At 51.9% G+C, this 18,292-nt stretch carries 17 protein-coding genes; 2 read left to right on the forward strand and 15 right to left on the reverse strand.

Annotated elements, in window-relative coordinates:
* The first annotated feature begins 207 nt into the window (after positions 1-207).
* Entirely contained in the window at positions 208-2,406 is a 2,199-nt protein-coding gene (locus J5224_RS05900) for a right-handed parallel beta-helix repeat-containing protein (protein WP_264624471.1), read from the forward strand.
* 100 nt (positions 2,407-2,506) lie between these two features.
* Here the strand turns inward: J5224_RS05900 and J5224_RS05905 are convergent, their stop codons facing one another.
* The 13 genes from J5224_RS05905 to asnC all read right to left on the reverse strand — a co-directional run bounded on the left by J5224_RS05905 (position 2,507) and on the right by asnC (position 14,024).
* Positions 2,507-2,926 (reverse strand): F0F1 ATP synthase subunit epsilon, encoded by a 420-nt coding sequence (locus J5224_RS05905; protein ID WP_264624472.1) that lies wholly within the window; start codon positions 2,924-2,926, stop codon positions 2,507-2,509.
* 19 nt (positions 2,927-2,945) lie between these two features.
* Complete coding sequence (gene atpD, locus J5224_RS05910; protein ID WP_264624473.1) at positions 2,946-4,328, reverse strand: F0F1 ATP synthase subunit beta; 1,383 nt, start codon at positions 4,326-4,328, stop codon at positions 2,946-2,948.
* 47 nt (positions 4,329-4,375) lie between these two features.
* Positions 4,376-5,239, reverse strand: coding sequence for a F0F1 ATP synthase subunit gamma (gene atpG / locus J5224_RS05915; protein ID WP_264624474.1), 864 nt, complete (start codon positions 5,237-5,239; stop codon positions 4,376-4,378).
* 52 nt (positions 5,240-5,291) lie between these two features.
* Positions 5,292-6,833, reverse strand: coding sequence for a F0F1 ATP synthase subunit alpha (atpA, locus tag J5224_RS05920; protein WP_264624475.1), 1,542 nt, complete (start codon positions 6,831-6,833; stop codon positions 5,292-5,294).
* Between the two features lie 12 nt (positions 6,834-6,845).
* Positions 6,846-7,379: a F0F1 ATP synthase subunit delta gene (gene atpH, locus J5224_RS05925; protein WP_264624476.1), complete on the reverse strand. Its 534-nt coding sequence runs from the start codon at positions 7,377-7,379 to the stop codon at positions 6,846-6,848.
* 14 nt (positions 7,380-7,393) lie between these two features.
* Positions 7,394-7,864, reverse strand: a complete 471-nt coding sequence (gene atpF, locus J5224_RS05930) for a F0F1 ATP synthase subunit B (protein ID WP_195313257.1) — start codon at positions 7,862-7,864, stop codon at positions 7,394-7,396.
* Between the two features lie 60 nt (positions 7,865-7,924).
* Positions 7,925-8,164 carry a F0F1 ATP synthase subunit C gene (atpE, locus tag J5224_RS05935; protein WP_005976545.1) on the reverse strand — a complete coding sequence of 80 codons (240 nt, stop codon included), beginning with the start codon at positions 8,162-8,164 and terminating at the stop codon, positions 7,925-7,927.
* Between the two features lie 50 nt (positions 8,165-8,214).
* Positions 8,215-8,985: a F0F1 ATP synthase subunit A gene (gene atpB, locus J5224_RS05940; protein WP_264624477.1), complete on the reverse strand. Its 771-nt coding sequence runs from the start codon at positions 8,983-8,985 to the stop codon at positions 8,215-8,217.
* 37 nt (positions 8,986-9,022) lie between these two features.
* Positions 9,023-9,406 (reverse strand): F0F1 ATP synthase subunit I, encoded by a 384-nt coding sequence (atpI, locus tag J5224_RS05945; protein WP_264624478.1) that lies wholly within the window; start codon positions 9,404-9,406, stop codon positions 9,023-9,025.
* Between the two features lie 618 nt (positions 9,407-10,024).
* Positions 10,025-10,645: a 16S rRNA (guanine(527)-N(7))-methyltransferase RsmG gene (gene rsmG / locus J5224_RS05950; RefSeq protein ID WP_264624479.1), complete on the reverse strand. Its 621-nt coding sequence runs from the start codon at positions 10,643-10,645 to the stop codon at positions 10,025-10,027.
* A gap of 86 nt (positions 10,646-10,731) precedes the next feature.
* Positions 10,732-12,621, reverse strand: coding sequence for a tRNA uridine-5-carboxymethylaminomethyl(34) synthesis enzyme MnmG (mnmG, locus tag J5224_RS05955; RefSeq protein WP_264624480.1), 1,890 nt, complete (start codon positions 12,619-12,621; stop codon positions 10,732-10,734).
* Between the two features lie 406 nt (positions 12,622-13,027).
* Positions 13,028-13,471, reverse strand: a complete 444-nt coding sequence (mioC, locus tag J5224_RS05960) for an FMN-binding protein MioC (RefSeq protein WP_264624481.1) — start codon at positions 13,469-13,471, stop codon at positions 13,028-13,030.
* A 91-nt stretch (positions 13,472-13,562) separates the two neighbouring features.
* Positions 13,563-14,024, reverse strand: a complete 462-nt coding sequence (gene asnC, locus J5224_RS05965; RefSeq protein WP_195313263.1) for a transcriptional regulator AsnC — start codon at positions 14,022-14,024, stop codon at positions 13,563-13,565.
* Positions 14,025-14,175: 151 nt separating this feature from the next.
* Here asnC and asnA point away from each other — a divergent pair, with 151 nt between their 5' ends.
* Positions 14,176-15,168 (forward strand): aspartate--ammonia ligase, encoded by a 993-nt coding sequence (gene asnA, locus J5224_RS05970; protein ID WP_264624482.1) that lies wholly within the window; start codon positions 14,176-14,178, stop codon positions 15,166-15,168.
* Between the two features lie 20 nt (positions 15,169-15,188).
* On the opposite strand, the gene viaA is transcribed toward asnA, so the two are convergent.
* Both viaA and ravA read right to left on the reverse strand, forming a co-directional pair.
* The gene (gene viaA / locus J5224_RS05975; RefSeq protein ID WP_264624483.1) at positions 15,189-16,658 is read right to left on the reverse strand and encodes an ATPase RavA stimulator ViaA; all 1,470 of its coding nucleotides are present in this window, start codon (positions 16,656-16,658) and stop codon (positions 15,189-15,191) included.
* Between the two features lie 4 nt (positions 16,659-16,662).
* Entirely contained in the window at positions 16,663-18,165 is a 1,503-nt protein-coding gene (gene ravA / locus J5224_RS05980; RefSeq protein WP_264624484.1) for an ATPase RavA, read from the reverse strand.
* Positions 18,166-18,292 lie beyond the last annotated feature (127 nt).

Below are 18,292 nucleotides of genomic sequence, written 5' to 3' on the forward strand. Positions count from 1 at the left end.
TACCCAAGTCTAAACCTTACTGGTGGTTTTTTTAATTCATCTTTTCCGAAAAAGGGCTAAAACGCGACGGCGGATAGTGAATTCCAGTTTCAGGAAAAACAGACTTTTGTTTTATATGTTTCCATTTGTGACAAACACAAAAGAAACAGCGTTTCATTTTTGTCATCATAAACCTACAACTCAATAAACAATACCCAAGGGGATACAATGAAACTCAGTGCTTTACGGCTTGCCACGGTAGCCCTGGCGCCGTCCTTTCTGTTCCTTAGCATCACTGCACACGCCACTGAACAACCCGCTCCGGTATGGCATAGCATCGCCTTCGGCCAATCAACCGACGTTAACTTCTCCTCCAACGTTCTGCCGGAAAAAGTTGGCGTTAACGATGTCACCATCAATGGCAAAAAACTGACGGTTGACGATAAGGCCGATCTCTCAGCACCTATCACCCTCGAGAGCCGCGGCGGTAAAATTGCCAACACGCACGATGGGTTAACCTTCTTCTACACTACGCTGCCAGCCAATGTGAACTTCACCTTGCAAGCAACCGTGACCGTCGATCAGTTTGGCCCGGAAAATGGTGCTAAACCGGCCGCACAGGAAGGGGCTGGGATTCTGGTGCGCGACATCATCGGTGCACCGCGTCAAAATCCGTTGAAGGAAGGCTATGAGGAGTTCCCTGCTGCCTCCAACATGGTGATGAATGCCATCATGACGCAGGATAAGAAATCTCACACGGAAGTCCGGTTGCAAACCATTGTGCGTAACGGCGTAATGCAACCGTGGGGTAACGCGGGCGCCAAGATCACCAAGACCAACATTCAGGAAAAAATTAACCTGGAGCAGACCCCTTCTTTCCGTATGAAGGTGGAACGTACCAATGACGGTTTTGTCACGTCCTATGCGCCCAAAGACAGCGACAACTGGGTAAGCAAAGACGTGAAGGGGGCGGATCTCGTCACCAAGCTGGATAAAGACCATTACTATGTGGGCTTCTTCGCATCACGTAACGCCAAAATCACCGTCAGTGATGCGCAATTGACCACCTCTCCGGCACAAACCAAAGCCTCACCGGAATTCAAATTTGCCGCATTTGCCCCGGTATTGCAGGTAATGTCCTCGAATAAGAGCGCGAGCGATAATTATGACGTGCAACTGCGTGCCAACTATGCCGGTACTGTCACCATCACTCAGGGCGATAAAGCGCTGGGTGCCGCACATGCCGTTAAAGCCGGTGAGACGCTAAGCGTTCCTGCCAAGCTGAGTGCAGGCAGTGACTTCAAAATCGTTTATCAGCCAAGTGAAGGCGATGATAAAGCAGCGAAAGAAGCAACGTTCAGCGTAGAGAAAGTCAAACTGGCCGATGCCAAGAATGTCTATGTTTCTGCGCAAGGTCAGGCCAGCAACAATGGCAGCAAAACTGCCCCATTAGATTTCGCAACCGCGATTAACGTATTGCCAGCAGGAGCAACCTTATGGCTAGCAGACGGCGATTACAGTGCTTCTTCCATTCCCGTCAGCGCCAGCGGCAGCCAGAAAGCGCCGAAAAAACTGTTCGCTCAGGGCAAAAAAGCAGTGATTCACGGGCTGCAACTGAACGCCAGCCATTGGCATGTGAAAGGCATCGAAATCACTGAGAAGCCGTTCCGTATCGAAGGCAGCTACAACACCATCGAGCAGGTACTGGCGCACCATTGTGACGACACCGGGATTCAGGTTACTTCTTCCGGTGATGTGGGCCGTCCGCTGTGGGCCAGCCATAACCTGATTCTGAACTCGGAATCACACAGCAACCAGGACCCAGGCAAAATTAATGCCGACGGTTTTGCGGTGAAAATGCGCGTAGGCGAGGGCAACGTGATTCGCGGTGCGTTCTCTCATAACAACGTTGATGACGGTTTCGACCTGTTCAACAAGATTGAAGACGGCGCTAACGGCGTTGTGGTGATCGAGAATTCCATTGCCATGAACAACACCAGCAACGGTTTCAAAATGGGCGGTGAAGGTCAGCCGGTAGCGCACAAAGTGAAAAACAGCATCGCGGTTGGCAACCAACTGGATGGCTTTACTGATAACTTCAACCCCGGCGCGCTGGTGGTAGAAAACAACACGGCGCTGGATAACCAACGCTTCAACTTTATTTTCCGTCCAAGCCCTTACTCTGGCCCGGAAAAACAAGGCGTGTTTAAAAATAACGTGTCCCTGAAAACCCAAGAAGGCAAGTACGACGACGCCGTGGTGGGTAACGTGGACAACAGCAACTTCTTTATCAAAGACGGTCGCTCTGTTAACGCTCAGGGAAAAGAGATCACCGTGAAGAACTTTGCCTCCGTTAAAGTGCCGGAAACCTTCGCACGCGATGCGAAAGGCAACCTGGTACTGGGTGATTTCCTCAAGAAGAAATGATTGACTGACAACAGCTGAAGAAACGGCGGGGATAATCCCGCCGTTTTTTGTCCATAAAAAAGGCCGATCGCTAGATCGGCCTTTTTACTGAAGGCGCACGTTACATCGCTTTTTTGGTCAGCTCAATAACACGCAGCTTCGCAATCGCTTTCGACAATTCTGCGGAAGCCTGTGCGAAATCCACATCGCCGTGAGAATTACGAATGTGATCTTCCGCTTTACGCTTCGATTCCAGCGCGCGCGCTTCATCAAGGTCCTGCCCACGAATGGCGGTATCGGACAGCACAGTCACAGCATTCGGTTGCACCTCAAGGACGCCGCCGGACAGATAGATATACTCTTCTTCGCCGTGTTGCTTAACAATACGCACCATACCCGGTTTAATGGCAGTGAGCAGAGGGGCATGCCCCGGGTAAATACCCAGTTCGCCCTCGCTCCCCGTCACCTGGATCTTCTGCACCAGACCGGAGAACATGCCCTGTTCTGCGCTAACGACATCCAGATGGTAAGTCATAGCCATATCACCCTCCTAACTGACGTTACAGTTTCTTGGCTTTTTCCACTGCTTCATCAATGGAGCCAACCATGTAGAACGCCTGCTCCGGCAGATGGTCGTATTCACCGTCCATGATGCCTTTAAAGCCACGGATGGTGTCTTTCAGTGACACGTATTTGCCCGGAGAACCGGTAAATACTTCTGCCACGAAGAACGGCTGCGACAGGAAGCGCTGGATTTTACGCGCACGTGCAACGACCAGTTTGTCTTCTTCAGACAGCTCGTCCATGCCCAGGATCGCGATGATATCCTTCAGTTCCTGATAACGTTGCAGAATGGACTGCACGCCACGCGCTACGTCGTAGTGTTCCTGACCAACCACCAACGGATCCAATTGACGGCTGGTGGAATCCAGCGGGTCAACGGCCGGGTAGATACCCAGAGACGCGATTTGACGGCTCAGTACCACGGTCGCATCCAAGTGGGCGAAGGTGGTGGCTGGCGACGGGTCAGTCAAGTCATCCGCAGGGACGTATACGGCCTGTACAGAGGTGATAGAACCGGTTTTGGTGGAGGTGATACGTTCTTGCAGCACGCCCATCTCTTCCGCCAGCGTCGGCTGATAACCTACCGCAGAAGGCATACGACCCAGCAGTGCGGATACTTCCGTACCGGCCAGGGTATAACGGTAGATGTTATCGACGAACAACAGTACGTCACGGCCTTCATCACGGAATTTTTCCGCCATAGTCAGGCCAGTCAATGCTACGCGCAGACGGTTGCCTGGCGGCTCGTTCATCTGACCATAGACCAATGATACTTTGTCGATAACGTTGGAGTCGGTCATTTCATGGTAGAAGTCGTTACCTTCACGGGTACGTTCCCCTACACCGGCAAATACGGAGTAACCGGAGTGCTCGATCGCGATGTTACGAATGAGCTCCATCATGTTTACCGTTTTACCTACACCGGCACCACCGAACAGGCCCACTTTACCGCCCTTGGCGAACGGACACATCAGGTCAATAACCTTGATACCCGTTTCCAGCAGTTCCTGGGAGTTGGAGAGCTCTTCGTAGCTCGGTGCCTGACGGTGAATCGCCCAACGCTCTTCTTCGCCGATCGGTCCTTTCATGTCTACCGGTTCGCCCAGTACGTTCATGATACGGCCCAGCGTGGCTTTTCCTACCGGGACTTCAATGGGGTGCTCGAGGTCTGTCACTTTCAAACCGCGACGCAGACCGTCGGAAGAACCCATTGCGATACAACGAACAACGCCGCCGCCTAACTGTTGCTGCACTTCCAGCACCAGTTTTTCAGCACCGTTTTCAACCTCAAGCGCAGCGTACACGTTAGGTACGGCATCTTGCGGGAACTCGGCGTCAACCACGGCGCCGATTACCTGGATGATCTTTCCAGTTGCCATCTTGAATCCTCTACGTAATTCGACAATACGTAATTCGTAAACCTGGTTTAAACCGCGGAGGCTCCCGATACGATCTCGGTAAGTTCCTGCGTGATGCTGGCCTGACGCGCCTTGTTGTAAACCAACTGCAGCTCTTTGATCAGGTCACCGCCGTTGTCGGTTGCGGCTTTCATCGCAACCATACGCGCGGCCTGTTCACTGGCCAGGTTTTCTACAGCGCCCTGATAAACCTGAGACTCCACATAGCGGCGCAACAGGGTATCCAGCAGCGCCTTAGGATCGGGTTCATACAAGTAATCCCAGGATTTATGTTTCAGTTCACCCTCTTCCGCAGGCGGCAGAGGCAGAAGCTGAACCACTTGAGGTTCCTGAGACATGGTATTGATGAACTTGTTACTCACGATGTACAGCTTATCCAAACGACCTTCGTCATAAGCTTGCAGCATCACTTTTACCGGCCCGATCAGTTCGGACACGCTAGGGTTATCCCCCATGCCGGTAACCTGAGCAACAACGTTACCGCCCACAGCACCGAAGAACGAAACGCCTTTGGAGCCGATCATCGCCAGATCGCTCTGTACGCCTTTATCGCTCCAGGCTTTCATGTCTGCCAGCAGTTTTTTGAACAGGTTAATGTTCAAACCACCGCACAGGCCACGGTCCGTGGACACCACCAAATACCCGACGCGCTTAACGTCACGCTCTTCCAGGTACGGATGTTTATATTCCAGATTCCCTAACGCCAGGTGACCAATCACCGTGCGGATGGTCTCTGCATAAGGACGGCTGGCCGCCATACGATCCTGCGATTTACGCATTTTGGAAGCGGCGACCATTTCCATCGCTTTGGTGATCTTCTGCGTGTTCTGGACGCTTGCGATCTTACTACGTATCTCTTTTGCGCCGGCCATCTTTGCATCTCCTCAATGCCTGAAGGCCTGCCTGATGGCAGGCCCACGGGCGTTACCAGGACTGGGTTGCCTTGAAGGTATCAAGGATAGTTTTGAACTTACCCTCGATCTCATCGTTATAAGCGCCAGTCTGGTCGATTTGTTGCAGAAGATCGCCGTGCTCGCGGTCGGCATACGCCAACAGCGCCGCTTCGAAGCTGCCTACTTTCGCCAGTTCTACATCAGCCAGATAGCCACGTTCCGCAGCGAACAGCACCAGAGACTGCTGCGCAACCGACATCGGCGCATACTGTTTCTGTTTCAGCAGTTCAGTTACTTTCTGACCGTGATTCAGCTGCTTACGCGTTGCATCATCCAGATCCGAAGCGAACTGAGAGAACGCCGCCAGTTCACGATACTGCGCCAGTGCGGTACGGATACCACCGGACAGTTTTTTCATGATCTTGGTCTGCGCTGCACCACCCACGCGGGATACGGAAATCCCTGGGTTAACCGCAGGACGGATACCGGCGTTGAACAGGTTCGATTCCAGGAAGATCTGACCATCGGTAATCGAGATTACGTTGGTCGGAACGAACGCGGAAACGTCACCCGCCTGAGTTTCGATGATCGGCAGCGCCGTCAATGAACCGGTTTTCCCTTTAACTTCACCCTTGGTAAACGCTTCTACGTAATCGGCGTTAACACGTGCCGCGCGCTCCAGCAAACGGGAGTGGAGGTAGAAAACGTCGCCTGGGTAAGCTTCACGACCTGGCGGACGACGGAGCAGCAGGGAAATTTGACGATAAGCGACGGCCTGTTTGGACAAGTCATCGTAAATAATCAACGCATCTTCACCGCGGTCACGGAAGTATTCACCCATCGCACAACCGGCATACGGTGCCAGATATTGCAGTGCAGCAGATTCAGACGCCGTTGCGACCACAACGATAGTGTTGGCCAATGCGCCGTGCTCTTCCAGTTTACGCACCACGTTGGAGATGGTGGAAGCTTTCTGGCCGATGGCAACGTACACGCACTTGATGCCGGAATCGCGCTGGTTGATGATGGCGTCGATAGCCAGTGCGGTTTTACCCGTCTGACGGTCGCCGATGATCAATTCACGCTGACCACGACCAATCGGGATCATGGCGTCAACGGACTTGTAGCCCGTCTGTACCGGCTGATCAACAGATTGACGTTCGATAACGCCCGGTGCGATCGCTTCTACCGGAGAGAACCCGTCGTTTTCAACCGGGCCTTTGCCGTCGATAGGTGCACCCAGGGTGTTCACCACGCGGCCCAGCAGACCACGACCAACCGGCACTTCCAGAATACGGCCGGTACACTTGACCTTCATGCCTTCGGCAAGGTCAGCGTACGGACCCATCACCACCGCACCCACGGAGTCGCGCTCCAGGTTCAGGGCGATAGCGTAACGGTTGCCGGGCAGGGCGATCATCTCCCCCTGCATGACATCGGCCAGGCCGTGTACGCGAATGATCCCGTCACTGACGGAAACAATAGTACCTTCATTGTGAGCTTCGCTCACCACATTGAACTGAGCAATGCGCTGCTTGATCAGTTCGCTGATTTCGGTGGAATTCAGTTGCATGCTCCAGTCCCCTTAAGACTGCAAGACGTCTGCCAGGCGATCGAGACGGCCGCGAATGCTGCCATCTATCACCATATCGCCAGCGCGGATCACCACGCCTGCGACAACAGACTTATCAATTTTGCAATTCAGCTTCACTTTGCGTGACAGGCGTTTTTCCATGGCGGAAGTAATCTTGTCCAGTTGCGGCTCGCTCAGCGCGCTCGCGGAGGTGACTTCGACGTCAATCGTCGACTCCTGCGCGGCGCGGAGTTGCGCAAACTGTTCCAGAACTTCAGGAAGCACCAGTAAACGCCCGTTTTCCGCCATCACCTTAATCAGGTTTTGGCCGGGCTCATCCAACTGATCGCCACACACGTCAATGAAGGTGCTCGCCAGCAGATTCGGTGCCATAGCACCGGACAGCAGAGCGGCAACCTGTTCATTGCGAGTGACCTCAGAGGCAAACGCCAGCATGTTCTGCCAGCGTTCAACGGCCTGATGTTCAACCGCAAAGTCAAAAGCTGCTTTGGCGTAGGGGCGAGCTACCGTGACAAATTCAGACATCGGCCCCTCCCTCCTTACAGTTCAGCGACCAGTTTATCAACGATGTCGCTGTTAGCAGCTTCATCCACGGAACGTTCAATAATCTTCTCGGCACCGGCAATCGCCAGCATGGCAACCTGTTTACGCAGCTCTTCACGAGCACGTTTACGTTCGGCTTCAATTTCAGCCTGCGCCTGCGCCACGATTTTGCTACGTTCAGCTTCTGCTTCCGCTTTGGCCTCATCCAGGATCTGAGCACGGCGTTTATTGGCTTGCTCTACGATCACCTGAGCTTCCGCTTTGGCTTTTTTCAGCTGATCGGTGGCATTGGCCTGCGCTAAGTTCAAATCTTTTTTGGCACGTTCCGCAGAAGCCAAACCGTCAGCAATCTCTTTCTGACGCTTCTCGATGGCAGCCATTAACGGCGGCCATACAAACTTCATGCAAAACCAGACAAACAGGACGAACGCGATGGCTTGGCCGAGGATTGTTGCATTAATATTCACAGCACAATGCCTCTTTTAAGTTAAATAGTTGATGTTAAATACCTAACCGGCGTTACCGGGTTAGGCGACCGCAAACATCACATACAGGCCCAGACCAACAGCAATCATCGGGATGGCGTCAACCAGACCCATAACGATAAAGAACTGTGTACGCAGCAGAGGAATCAGGTCAGGCTGGCGAGCCGCGCCTTCCAAGAATTTACCACCCAGAATGCCGATACCGATCGCAGCACCGATCGCCGCCAGACCCATCATCAACGCGGCAGCCATGTACAGCAGATCCACACTCAGGTTTTCCATGACAGTCTCCAATTTGTTTCAGTTAGAACGTTATTGTGTTGAAAGAAAAATCAATGCTCTTCAGATGCCATCGAGAGATAAACAACCGTCAGAACCATGAAAATAAAGGCCTGAAGCGTAATGATCAGGATGTGGAATATTGCCCAAGGCACATTCAACAACCATTGCGACCACCACGGCAGCAAACCGGCAATCAGGATGAAGATCAACTCACCCGCATACATGTTGCCAAACAGTCGCAAGCCGAGTGAAACCGGTTTGGACAGCAGGCTGACACCTTCAAGAATCAGGTTGATGGGAATAAAAACCGGATGGTTGAAAGGTTGCATGGTCAGTTCTTTTACAAAACCGCCAACGCCTTTCATTTTGATGCTGTAGAACAGCACCAGGATAAACACGCCCAGCGCCATGGACAGTGTGATGTTGACATCCGCCGTCGGTACTACGCGCAGGTAAGGCAAACCAATAACGTGCTCACCGATGTAAGGCAGGAAATCAATCGGCAGCAAGTCCATGGCGTTCATCAGGAACACCCAAACGAAAATGGTCAGCGCCAGAGGCGCGATAAGTTTGCTTTTGCCATGGAACATGTCACGCACGTTGCCATCGACAAAACCGATGATCATCTCCACAAAGGTTTGCAGTTTACCGGGCACACCGCTGGTCGCGTTCTTTGCAACCTTGCGGAAAATGACCAGAAACAGGATCCCAAGTGCGATTGAGAAAAACATCGAATCGACGTTAATCGACCAGAACCCCGAACCTACCTGTAAATGTTTCAGGTGATGACCGATATACTCTTGGGGAGTAGATGCAGACATGATGTTCCTTACCCTGTTGTTGTTAATACGGTAACGGTTAACGAATCTTACGGTTAACGATGGCTGGCGCCACTATCTGCATTATCAGCACCGCCAGGTAGGTCAGACCAAGGGGAACAAATGCCGCCTTGAACAGACCCAACGCCACCACCAGCAACGCGATGGTGATAAATACTTTCAACGCCTCACCAATGGCAAACGACCAGGCAACGCGCCCCTCTATGGGTTTACCCGCCTGATGACGCAGGGCGAACAGCACAAAGCACACGTTCGGCAGCCACACCGCCAGCCCCCCGGCTAACGCGGAAACACCCGCCTCAACACTCCGCAGGCAAAAAACGGCACTGACCAAAACGAAGGTAGCTGCCTGTAGCATCAACCCCCAAAAGGCCGGTTTTCCACTGTAAAGGGAGACAGACATGCGTTTTGCTCTTCATTCCTTTTCCAGAGGCTGACTGACGTATAAAACTGCCTTTATTCCATCGAGTCAAGCGGCAAAAAACGAGCAAATTATACGGTTCACGCCTGCGAATTCAATCGATAAGTAGCAAAAAGGTGAACAATAATTTAAATCTCTTATTCAAGCCCTATTTTTACTAACAATCCTGGCAGCAGCCGCGGTCCGTAAGCCTTTCAATAACCCGATAATATGTGATATCAATCACATAAAAATGACATATCGGATTTATATCAGATCTGATTTTTTTAAGTCTTTAGCAAAAATAGCTATTTATCTTAATTAAATTCAAATAGTTAAATAAAGACTCTTTTTAAAACGCCCCGAAAACATCCCGTGCACCGAGCATTGACATCATTAACATTATTTTTTTATGTCTTTAACATCTGGATTTTTCATCCACAATCTACATCAGCAATTAATTTCTCGGGTTACTATTCGAAGAGAAACAAATAGTGTGCAAGGCTGGCAGCTTTTGTAAAAAAATGGTGATCGGTGTCCATTTTTCTATAAACAATACCCTTCAGGCTTAAAAGGTCTCTCAGATACAATTAGTTATAATTTGTTTGATAAAACGCAAAATTAGTTTGGTTTAAGAATCACCAAATGCCGTTCACCGTCCAGTTCGGGTACCGATAAACGCACAATACGCTCTACCGCTATCGACGTAGGTAATGCGGTTAGTTCCTCTTCCGGCACTACCCCTTTCAGGGCATAAAAGCGTCCGGTTGCCGATGCAGGCAAGTGTTTGCACCACGCCAGCATATCAAGCAAAGAGGCAAAAGCGCGGCTGATAACGCCATCGAAAGGCGGCTCAGCAGTGAATTCCTCGACCCGAGATTGCACCGCAAAGACATTATCCAGCTTGAGTTCATGCTGAACCTGACGCAGAAAACGCACGCGTTTTCCCAAGCTGTCCAGCAGCGTGAATGACGCTGAGGGACGCACAATCGCCAGTGGAATACCTGGTAATCCCGGTCCGGTACCCACATCGATAAACCGATCGCCCTGCAAATGCGGCTCAACCACGATGCTATCCATGATATGGCGAATCAGCATCTCCTGCGGGTCGCGCACTGACGTGAGATTATAGGCCTTGTTCCACTTGTGCAGCATGTCGACATACTGGATTAGCAAATTTTTTTGCTGTTCGCTGATCACGATGCCAGCCCGCTGCAATAGAGCGTCTAATTTGTGTTTCACGCGCTTATCCTGCCATATCTGATGAGACGTGGCTGCCAGGAACAGCCACAAAATGACACACCGTCGTGCGCTATCTGCGCCAGTTATCAGGCACTGCGGCGCAGTAGCCCTTGTTTTTTCAGCCAAACCAACAGAATCGAGATCGCCGCGGGGGTAATTCCCGAAATACGCGAAGCCTGACCAATGGAGCCCGGTTTATGATCGTTGAGTTTGGCTTTCACTTCGTTGGAAAGCCCGCTCACCTGGCTGTAGTCCAGATCCGCTGGCAGCACGGTGCTCTCATTGCGCAGCTGTTTTTCAATCTCGTCCTGCTGGCGTGCAATATACCCTTCATACTTCACCTGAATCTCAACCTGCTCAGCCGCCTGAACATCCGTCAGCGCGGGTGAAAACATCGGTAACGTGGTCAGGGTGGCGTAATCCATCTCAGGGCGACGCAGCAGCTCCTCACCGGTCGCTTCACGCGACAGCGGCGTTTTCAGCAGCGCGTTTACCGCTTCTCGCTGTTCACTGTGTGGATGCACGCGAATGTCGCGTAGACGCTGACGTTCCTGCTCAATCTGTTCCAGCTTCTCGTTGAAACGCGCCCAGCGATAATCGTCCACCATACCGAGTTCACGGCCAATTTCAGTGAGACGCAGATCGGCGTTATCTTCGCGCAGCATCAGGCGGTATTCAGCACGCGAGGTAAACATGCGGTAGGGTTCTTTGGTGCCGAGTGTACACAGGTCGTCCACCAGCACCCCCAGGTACGCCTGATCGCGACGTGGGAACCAACCATCCTGATCGAATGCCAGACGTGCCGCGTTCAAGCCAGCCAGCATGCCTTGAGCAGCAGCTTCTTCGTAACCGGTTGTGCCGTTTATCTGTCCGGCAAAGAACAACCCGTGGATAAATTTGCTTTCCAGCGTTGGCTTAAGATCGCGCGGATCGAAGAAATCGTATTCGATAGCATAGCCGGGGCGCACGATCTTGGCGTTTTCCATGCCTTGCATCGAACGGACGATTTGCCACTGTACGTCAAAGGGCAGGCTGGTCGAAATGCCGTTGGGGTAAATCTCGTTACTGGTCAGCCCTTCAGGTTCAAGGAAAATCTGGTGTGCATTGCGATCGGCAAAGCGCATCACCTTATCTTCGATCGACGGGCAATAACGCGGGCCGATCCCCTCGATCACACCGGCATACATCGGGCTGCGATCGAGGTTATTGCGGATCACCTCATGGGTTTTTTCATTGGTGTGCGTGATGTAACACGGCATCTGTGCCGGGTGCTCACTGACGTTCCCCAGGAACGAGAACACCGGCATTGGGTTATCACCGTGCTGTTGCGCCAGCACGCTGAAATCAATGGTGCGGGCATCGATACGCGGTGGCGTACCGGTTTTAAGACGGCTAACACGCAATGGCAGCTCACGCAGTCTGCGCGATAGCGGTATGGAGGGCGGATCGCCAGCACGTCCACCGCTGTAGTTGTCCAGGCCAATATGAATCTTACCGTCAAGGAATGTCCCAACGGTCAACACCACCGTTTTGGCGCGGAACTTCAGTCCCATTTGGGTGACTGCGCCGACAACCCGATCGTTCTCAACAATAAGATCGTCAACCGCCTGTTGGAAGATCGTCAGGTTCGGCTGGTTCTCCAGCGCGGTGCGTACCGCCTGACGATACAGCACGCGATCCGCCTGTGCACGGGTGGCGCGAACAGCAGGGCCTTTACTGTTGTTTAGTATTCTAAACTGAATGCCGCCCCGATCGACCGCGCGAGCCATCAAGCCTCCCATGGCGTCGATCTCTTTAACCAGATGTCCCTTTCCGATCCCACCAATAGCCGGATTGCAGGACATTTGTCCCAGCGTATCGATATTGTGTGTCAATAACAGGGTTTGACGCCCCATGCGTGCCGCTGCCATGGCGGCTTCTGTGCCCGCATGACCACCGCCGATCACGATGACGTCAAAAGGATCTGGATAAAACATGGTACTGCACCTCGCGTGGTGTTAACGAGAATAGTCGGGTTAACGATGTGTGCCTAAGATCATTGCTTGCCTTGGGGAAGGGGATTCTACTCAAGTTTACGCAAACGACAAGCCCGTTGGATCGTCGGTAGTTAAAGAAAGATCTTTTTATATAGAGATCTTTTTATTGGATCTATTATTAGGATCCATACTGCTTGTGGATAAGTACTTTTTCCAGATGAAGATCAACAGATTGTTGACGATCGTTTGCTGTGAATGATCGGTGATCCTGCACCGTATAGCCTGGGATCAAAACAGGCGGTTATTCACATGTCAAAAAACGAACAGCGGTTGTTATTGGGATAACTACCGGTTTTCACCCGGATATACATAAAGTTATACACAATTAAGTGGCTAAATAAACCGCTTAATTGAGTAATTCTACCCACGGAGCCAACCAAATTTCTGCTGGATCCTCGGGAATATCGTGTTCGGTGATGTCGATCTGCAACATCTCGCCGATCCTTTTTGCACCACGATCCGCAAGAATACGATCCGCGGTAACGATCGCTCCGCAGAAGGTGTCGTACTCTTTACTGCCGATCCCTATAGCACCATAACGAACCTGCGAAAGATCTGCTTTGCGATCGCTAATCTGTTTAAACAGTGGTTGCAGGTTATCCGGAAATTCACCGGCACCGTGGGTTGAGCTCACCAGTAGCCATATTCCGCTCTGCGGGAGGTCGTCCAGCTGCGGGCCATGCTGAACATCAGTGGAAAAGCCTTGCTGTTCCAGTAACTCTGCCAGATGTTCTGCCACATACTCCGCACTGCCTAACGTACTGCCGCTGATAAGCGTAATGTCTGCCATGCTCGATCCCGTCCGAATAAAAGATGCGGTATTGTACGCTGTGATCGAGCTGTTATCTACCTGTGGATAATAGGGATATACCTGTTGACGTTTATGGGGTGATCGTCCGCATGATCGGGTTCTGTAGCGAGATCAGGGTTTCCGTGGACTGAATTTCATCGATGGTCTGGATCTTGTTGATAAGTACGTGCTGCAGTGCGTCTATGGAACGGCACATTACTTTGATGAAAATGCTGTAATGCCCGGTGGTGTAGTAGGCTTCGACCACTTCCTCCAGGTTATTCAGTTTCTCAAGGGCTGAGGGGTAATCCTTTGCGCTTTTTAAAATGATGCCAATAAAGCAGCACACGTCATAGCCGAGTTGCTTGGGGCTGACATCAACCCGGGTGCCGACAATAATGCCAGCCTGCTTCATTTTCTCTACGCGAACGTGGATAGTGCCGGGGCTCACCGAAAACTGCTTGGCCAATTCGGCATAAGGGGTGCGGGCATTTTCCATTAACGCGTTAAGGATGCCGCGATCGAGATTATCGATCTGATAAATTTCAGTCATAATTTTTCCTTATATTTAGTTCTTTCTCATTTTTAGCATGCGTTAAATGAGGAATCAAAACCATGATGCCTGTTTCTTTGCTGGATTATTGAATTTCATCGCCATTCTATTGCTTAATTGCACCATAGACAGTGACGACGGACATGGGTAAATGAAAAAGAGCTATATCGAAAAACAACAACAAATTGCGTTTGTGAAATCCTTTTTCTCTGCACAGTTGGCACAGAAGCTGGGTCTGATTGAAGTTCAGGCTCCGATATTGAGCCGAGTGGGTGATGGCACGCAGGATAATCTGTCCGGCAGTGAGAAAGCGGTACAGGTACACGTGAAAGCATTGCCTGACGCCACGTTTGAAGTGGTGCACTCCCTGGCGAAATGGAAGCGAAAAACCTTGGGCGACTATGACTTTAGCGCTGGGGAAGGGATCTACACCCACATGAAGGCGCTGCGCCCTGATGAAGATCGTTTAAGCCCGATCCACTCTGTTTATGTCGATCAGTGGGATTGGGAACGCGTAATGGGGGATGGCGAGCGCTCCATCGACTATTTGAAATCCACCGTTAACCACATTTATCAGGCAATCAAAAGCACCGAAGCAGAGGTCAGCAGCAAGTTTGGCCTGACGCCTTTCCTACCGGACACCATTCATTTTGTCCACAGCGATACGCTGCTCAAGCGTTATCCTGAACTGGATGCCAAAGGACGCGAACGCGCCATAGCCAAAGAACTGGGTGCCGTATTCCTGATCGGTATTGGCGGTGCGCTGTCTCACGGGGAGCGTCACGATGTGCGTGCGCCAGATTATGATGACTGGTCGTCAGCCGGTGAACAGGGTCTGAAAGGACTGAATGGCGATATTCTGGTGTGGAACCCGGCGTTAAACGATGCTTTCGAGCTTTCTTCCATGGGGATTCGTGTCGATGCTGATGCGCTCCAACGTCAATTGACGCTGACGGGGGATGTCGATCGCCTGGCACTGGAGTGGCATCAGGCGTTGCTGCGTGGCGATATGCCGCAAACCATCGGCGGTGGTATTGGTCAGTCCCGTCTGGTGATGCTGTTGCTGCAATTGGCGCATATTGGTCAGGTGCAGTGCGGTGTGTGGCCACAGCCGGTCAGAGAGTCCGTGCCTGCCTTGTTGTAATCGCTGTAGAGGCGCTACGCTCAGGCGTGGCGCAACCGCCGCAATAAACGTCCTTTTAACCCGGTATCTACGTGCCAGATATGGTCGAAGATGTGCAGGATGCCGGGTTTTCCATGTTGTGACATCGCAACGGCATGAAAACGATGGTGGTGTTGTTGCTGTCGTTGCCGAACGCGTTGCACCGTCTCTTCCGGCAAGCGCTGTGCGATGAAATCAGAAATCATCACCGCATCGGCATCGTGCCACACATCATCTTCCAGTTTGTCCAGCAACGCTGACATACAGGCTGCCATGTCGGTGCCACCGCGAAATGATTGACCAAGAAAACGCGTAGCCTGTTCGATACCGGTGACGGCGGTCAGCTCATAGCGCACGATATCGGTGGCAAACAGCATGATGTAGCAACGGCGATTATCGGCGAGGGCGACGCGCATCAGTGCCAGACAAAAGGCTTTGGCGCAGCGTTCATTGAAACCGCCCATCGAGCCTGAGGTATCTACACAAACAATAAAAGGGCCTCTGGGCTGCTGTTCGTTTTGCTGATGCGAAACCGGACGCTCTATCACCTTTTCGTGCCAGCTCTCCCCCTGCAACCGATAGGTCAGTAACCGCCGTTCTAACAAGCGACGATAGAATTCGTATTCCAGCTCTTTAATGCCCATTGCGGCGAGTTCAGCGGGGAGTAGCCGCAGAATATCATCACTTTGATGGATGCCATCCACTTGCTCTGGCACCGTATCCGGTTCGCGTACTATCACGCGAAACGCTTCGCGCGGTGCTTCAGTGGAGAGAATGGATTTGGTTTCCCGGCTGCGGCCTAAACGCTCGGCCAGACGCTGCAATGATGGCTGTTTTTGCAGAAAATCACAGAAGTTAATCAGGGTTTGCAGCTCGGTTTTTATCAATTTCCCCGCGCTGAGATCCCATAATCGACCGGCGGCTGTCTCGTTCTCTGCCAGTACGGCTTCCAGTTTGCCGGTTAAGGTCAGCCGTTGCTGTAATTCATCGAGCAAGATCTCTTTTTCGGCCTCCATCAGTTGATGGTGCAAGGAGACCGTTTGCAAAGAGAGACTCATTTTCCAGCGCTGCAAGAACAACGCGTGGAAGGCGTTGCTAAACCGCTGCCCAAGCGTTGGTGCTGCCTGTGCGATAAGTTTGTTGGCCTGAGGAAGAAAAGGCGAGTCCACCGTTTGCAGCGTATCAACGATACGGGGAACGCGTGACTGAAAGGTCAGCGTGTCGATGGTCTGGGTATTTTGGTAACAGGTAAATTCCCGCTCCAGATCGGCCGGTGCTGCGGTCGCACGCAGACGCTGCTTGAGCGACGCTTTCCATTCGGGCAGATCGTGCAGCAGCGCCGTTTTCATTCTCGGGTGCTGTTCAAGAAAGACCGCAAGCTGTGGCGTAGCCAACAGCGCGATAACCAGGTCGTCCAAGAGCTCGTTTTCGTCAATGGACAACAGCATTTCCAGCGATTCCAACGTCAACATTCGATCAATCCTGTAACGAGAGCTGTATCTGTTCGTCGACCTGTTGCAGGCTGTCTTCTATTTTTGCCAGCCAGTCGGCAGGGATGAACAAACACGGCTGATGGTGGTGAAACAGACGTCGCTGCTCGCGCAGTTGTTGACGCAATTTCTCATATTCATCAGTAAGTTCTGTCGGTAAGGTACAGTCTCGTTTTTCAGGTAAAGAAAGAATGGTGGTCTGTAGGCTGATATCGCGCACCGCAAGATGAAGGTGGTCATCCACATACATATCGAGGTGCTGAGTAAACCCGATGCCGTTGAGTTTTCCCCTGATTTCGCCTTCTCCGCCTTTTTGCAGCCATGACTGCAAGGCGTTTTTTTCTAACACGATATGTGTCACATCAATATTATTGAGTACTAACGGACGTTGCAATACCACGGTCAGCGTATCTTTATTCAGCGACGCGGGCAGCAGATAGTGGGCTTTACGACTGAGGAATGCCCCCTGTTTTTCGACCGTGATCGCCTGCAACTCGCTCTGTTGCTGCTGATATTGTTGCCGTTTTACGTTTAGTTGCTGCAAGCGGAACAGCAGCGCCTGTTGTTGATAGGCGTGCGCGGTAACCAGTTGCTCGGTGTGCTGCTCCACCAGCGTTTGTGAATCTCTATCATGCCACAGGCAATCTTTCAGCAAGATGACATCGAGCGGAACAATGCTTTCACGGCCAGAGAAGAACGCACAGGCTTGCAGCAATCGCAGTGCTTTCTTCCAGCGTCGATCGGAAACATACGGCGCGTTGTCGGTGGTATTCAACTGTTGGCGCAGTGCGTAAATCAGTTCAAAGCAGGCATCCGGTAAGGCGATGCGATCGATAGCGCTTTGCCATGCCTGGTACTCTTCGTCGCTGACACTCAGTGACAGTGGTACCGGGTTGTCGCGATCGCTACCGGTGTGCGTCAACAATGCGCGGAAATTTTGTTTTTCCTGCACTTTATCTAACCACAGGCGAATAAGCATGCGGTCATAGAGTGCTTCTAAGCTGCTGTCCGATTCGGGCAGTTCATTGGAGGCGGTTACCAGCAGCCGCATGGGGATAGTTTCTTCATGGCTGCCGTTGCGAAAGCGCCGTTCATTGATGGCTGTCAGCAGGGTATTGAGAATGGCCGGGCCAGCTTTCCAGATCTCATCCAGAAAAACGATTTCCGCTTCCGGCAAATAGCCGCCGGTAAGACGCTGATAACGCCCTTCATCTTTTAGTGCCTGAATCGACAGCGGGCCAAACACCTCTTCCGGGGTGGAGAAGCGTGTCATCAGGTATTCGAAAGCGCGGGCGTCACGAAACGCGAACTTCAAGCGACGCGCGATCATGCTCTTGGCGATGCCCGGGGGCCCCAGCAAAAACACGCTTTCTCCGCTGAGCGCGGCGAGCAGGCACAGGCGAATCGCGTGCTGACGTTCATACAGTCCGTGTTCAAGGGCTTGGCTGAGGCGCGTAATACGATCGGCCAGAGAGGCTGATTGAAGCATAAGGGATCCGTTTTTACTCTGATGACGCAAAACAGTGTGGTAAGCGATAACGTCATCAATGATGATGCAATAATATACGGCAGATCACAGATTTTTTTTAATCGTATCTGCATCGATTATTGCCATC

Source organism: Candidatus Symbiopectobacterium sp. NZEC135 (genome assembly GCF_025962695.1).

Excerpts from the sequence above, each read along its gene's own strand:
- asnC (WP_195313263.1), bottom strand. The coding sequence starts at position 14,024 with ATGACTGAAATTTATCAGATCGATAATCTCGATCGCGGCATCCTTAAC.
- atpA (WP_264624475.1), bottom strand. The coding sequence starts at position 6,833 with ATGCAACTGAATTCCACCGAAATCAGCGAACTGATCAAGCAGCGCATT.
- atpD (WP_264624473.1), bottom strand. The coding sequence starts at position 4,328 with ATGGCAACTGGAAAGATCATCCAGGTAATCGGCGCCGTGGTTGACGCC.
- ravA (WP_264624484.1), bottom strand. The coding sequence starts at position 18,165 with ATGCTTCAATCAGCCTCTCTGGCCGATCGTATTACGCGCCTCAGCCAA.
- mnmG (WP_264624480.1), bottom strand. The coding sequence starts at position 12,621 with ATGTTTTATCCAGATCCTTTTGACGTCATCGTGATCGGCGGTGGTCAT.
- asnA (WP_264624482.1), top strand. The coding sequence starts at position 14,176 with ATGAAAAAGAGCTATATCGAAAAACAACAACAAATTGCGTTTGTGAAA.
- atpI (WP_264624478.1), bottom strand. The coding sequence starts at position 9,406 with ATGTCTGTCTCCCTTTACAGTGGAAAACCGGCCTTTTGGGGGTTGATG.
- atpB (WP_264624477.1), bottom strand. The coding sequence starts at position 8,985 with ATGTCTGCATCTACTCCCCAAGAGTATATCGGTCATCACCTGAAACAT.
- atpH (WP_264624476.1), bottom strand. The coding sequence starts at position 7,379 with ATGTCTGAATTTGTCACGGTAGCTCGCCCCTACGCCAAAGCAGCTTTT.
- viaA (WP_264624483.1), bottom strand. The coding sequence starts at position 16,658 with ATGTTGACGTTGGAATCGCTGGAAATGCTGTTGTCCATTGACGAAAAC.
- J5224_RS05900 (WP_264624471.1), top strand. The coding sequence starts at position 208 with ATGAAACTCAGTGCTTTACGGCTTGCCACGGTAGCCCTGGCGCCGTCC.
- atpE (WP_005976545.1), bottom strand. The coding sequence starts at position 8,164 with ATGGAAAACCTGAGTGTGGATCTGCTGTACATGGCTGCCGCGTTGATG.
- J5224_RS05905 (WP_264624472.1), bottom strand. The coding sequence starts at position 2,926 with ATGGCTATGACTTACCATCTGGATGTCGTTAGCGCAGAACAGGGCATG.
- atpG (WP_264624474.1), bottom strand. The coding sequence starts at position 5,239 with ATGGCCGGCGCAAAAGAGATACGTAGTAAGATCGCAAGCGTCCAGAAC.
- mioC (WP_264624481.1), bottom strand. The coding sequence starts at position 13,471 with ATGGCAGACATTACGCTTATCAGCGGCAGTACGTTAGGCAGTGCGGAG.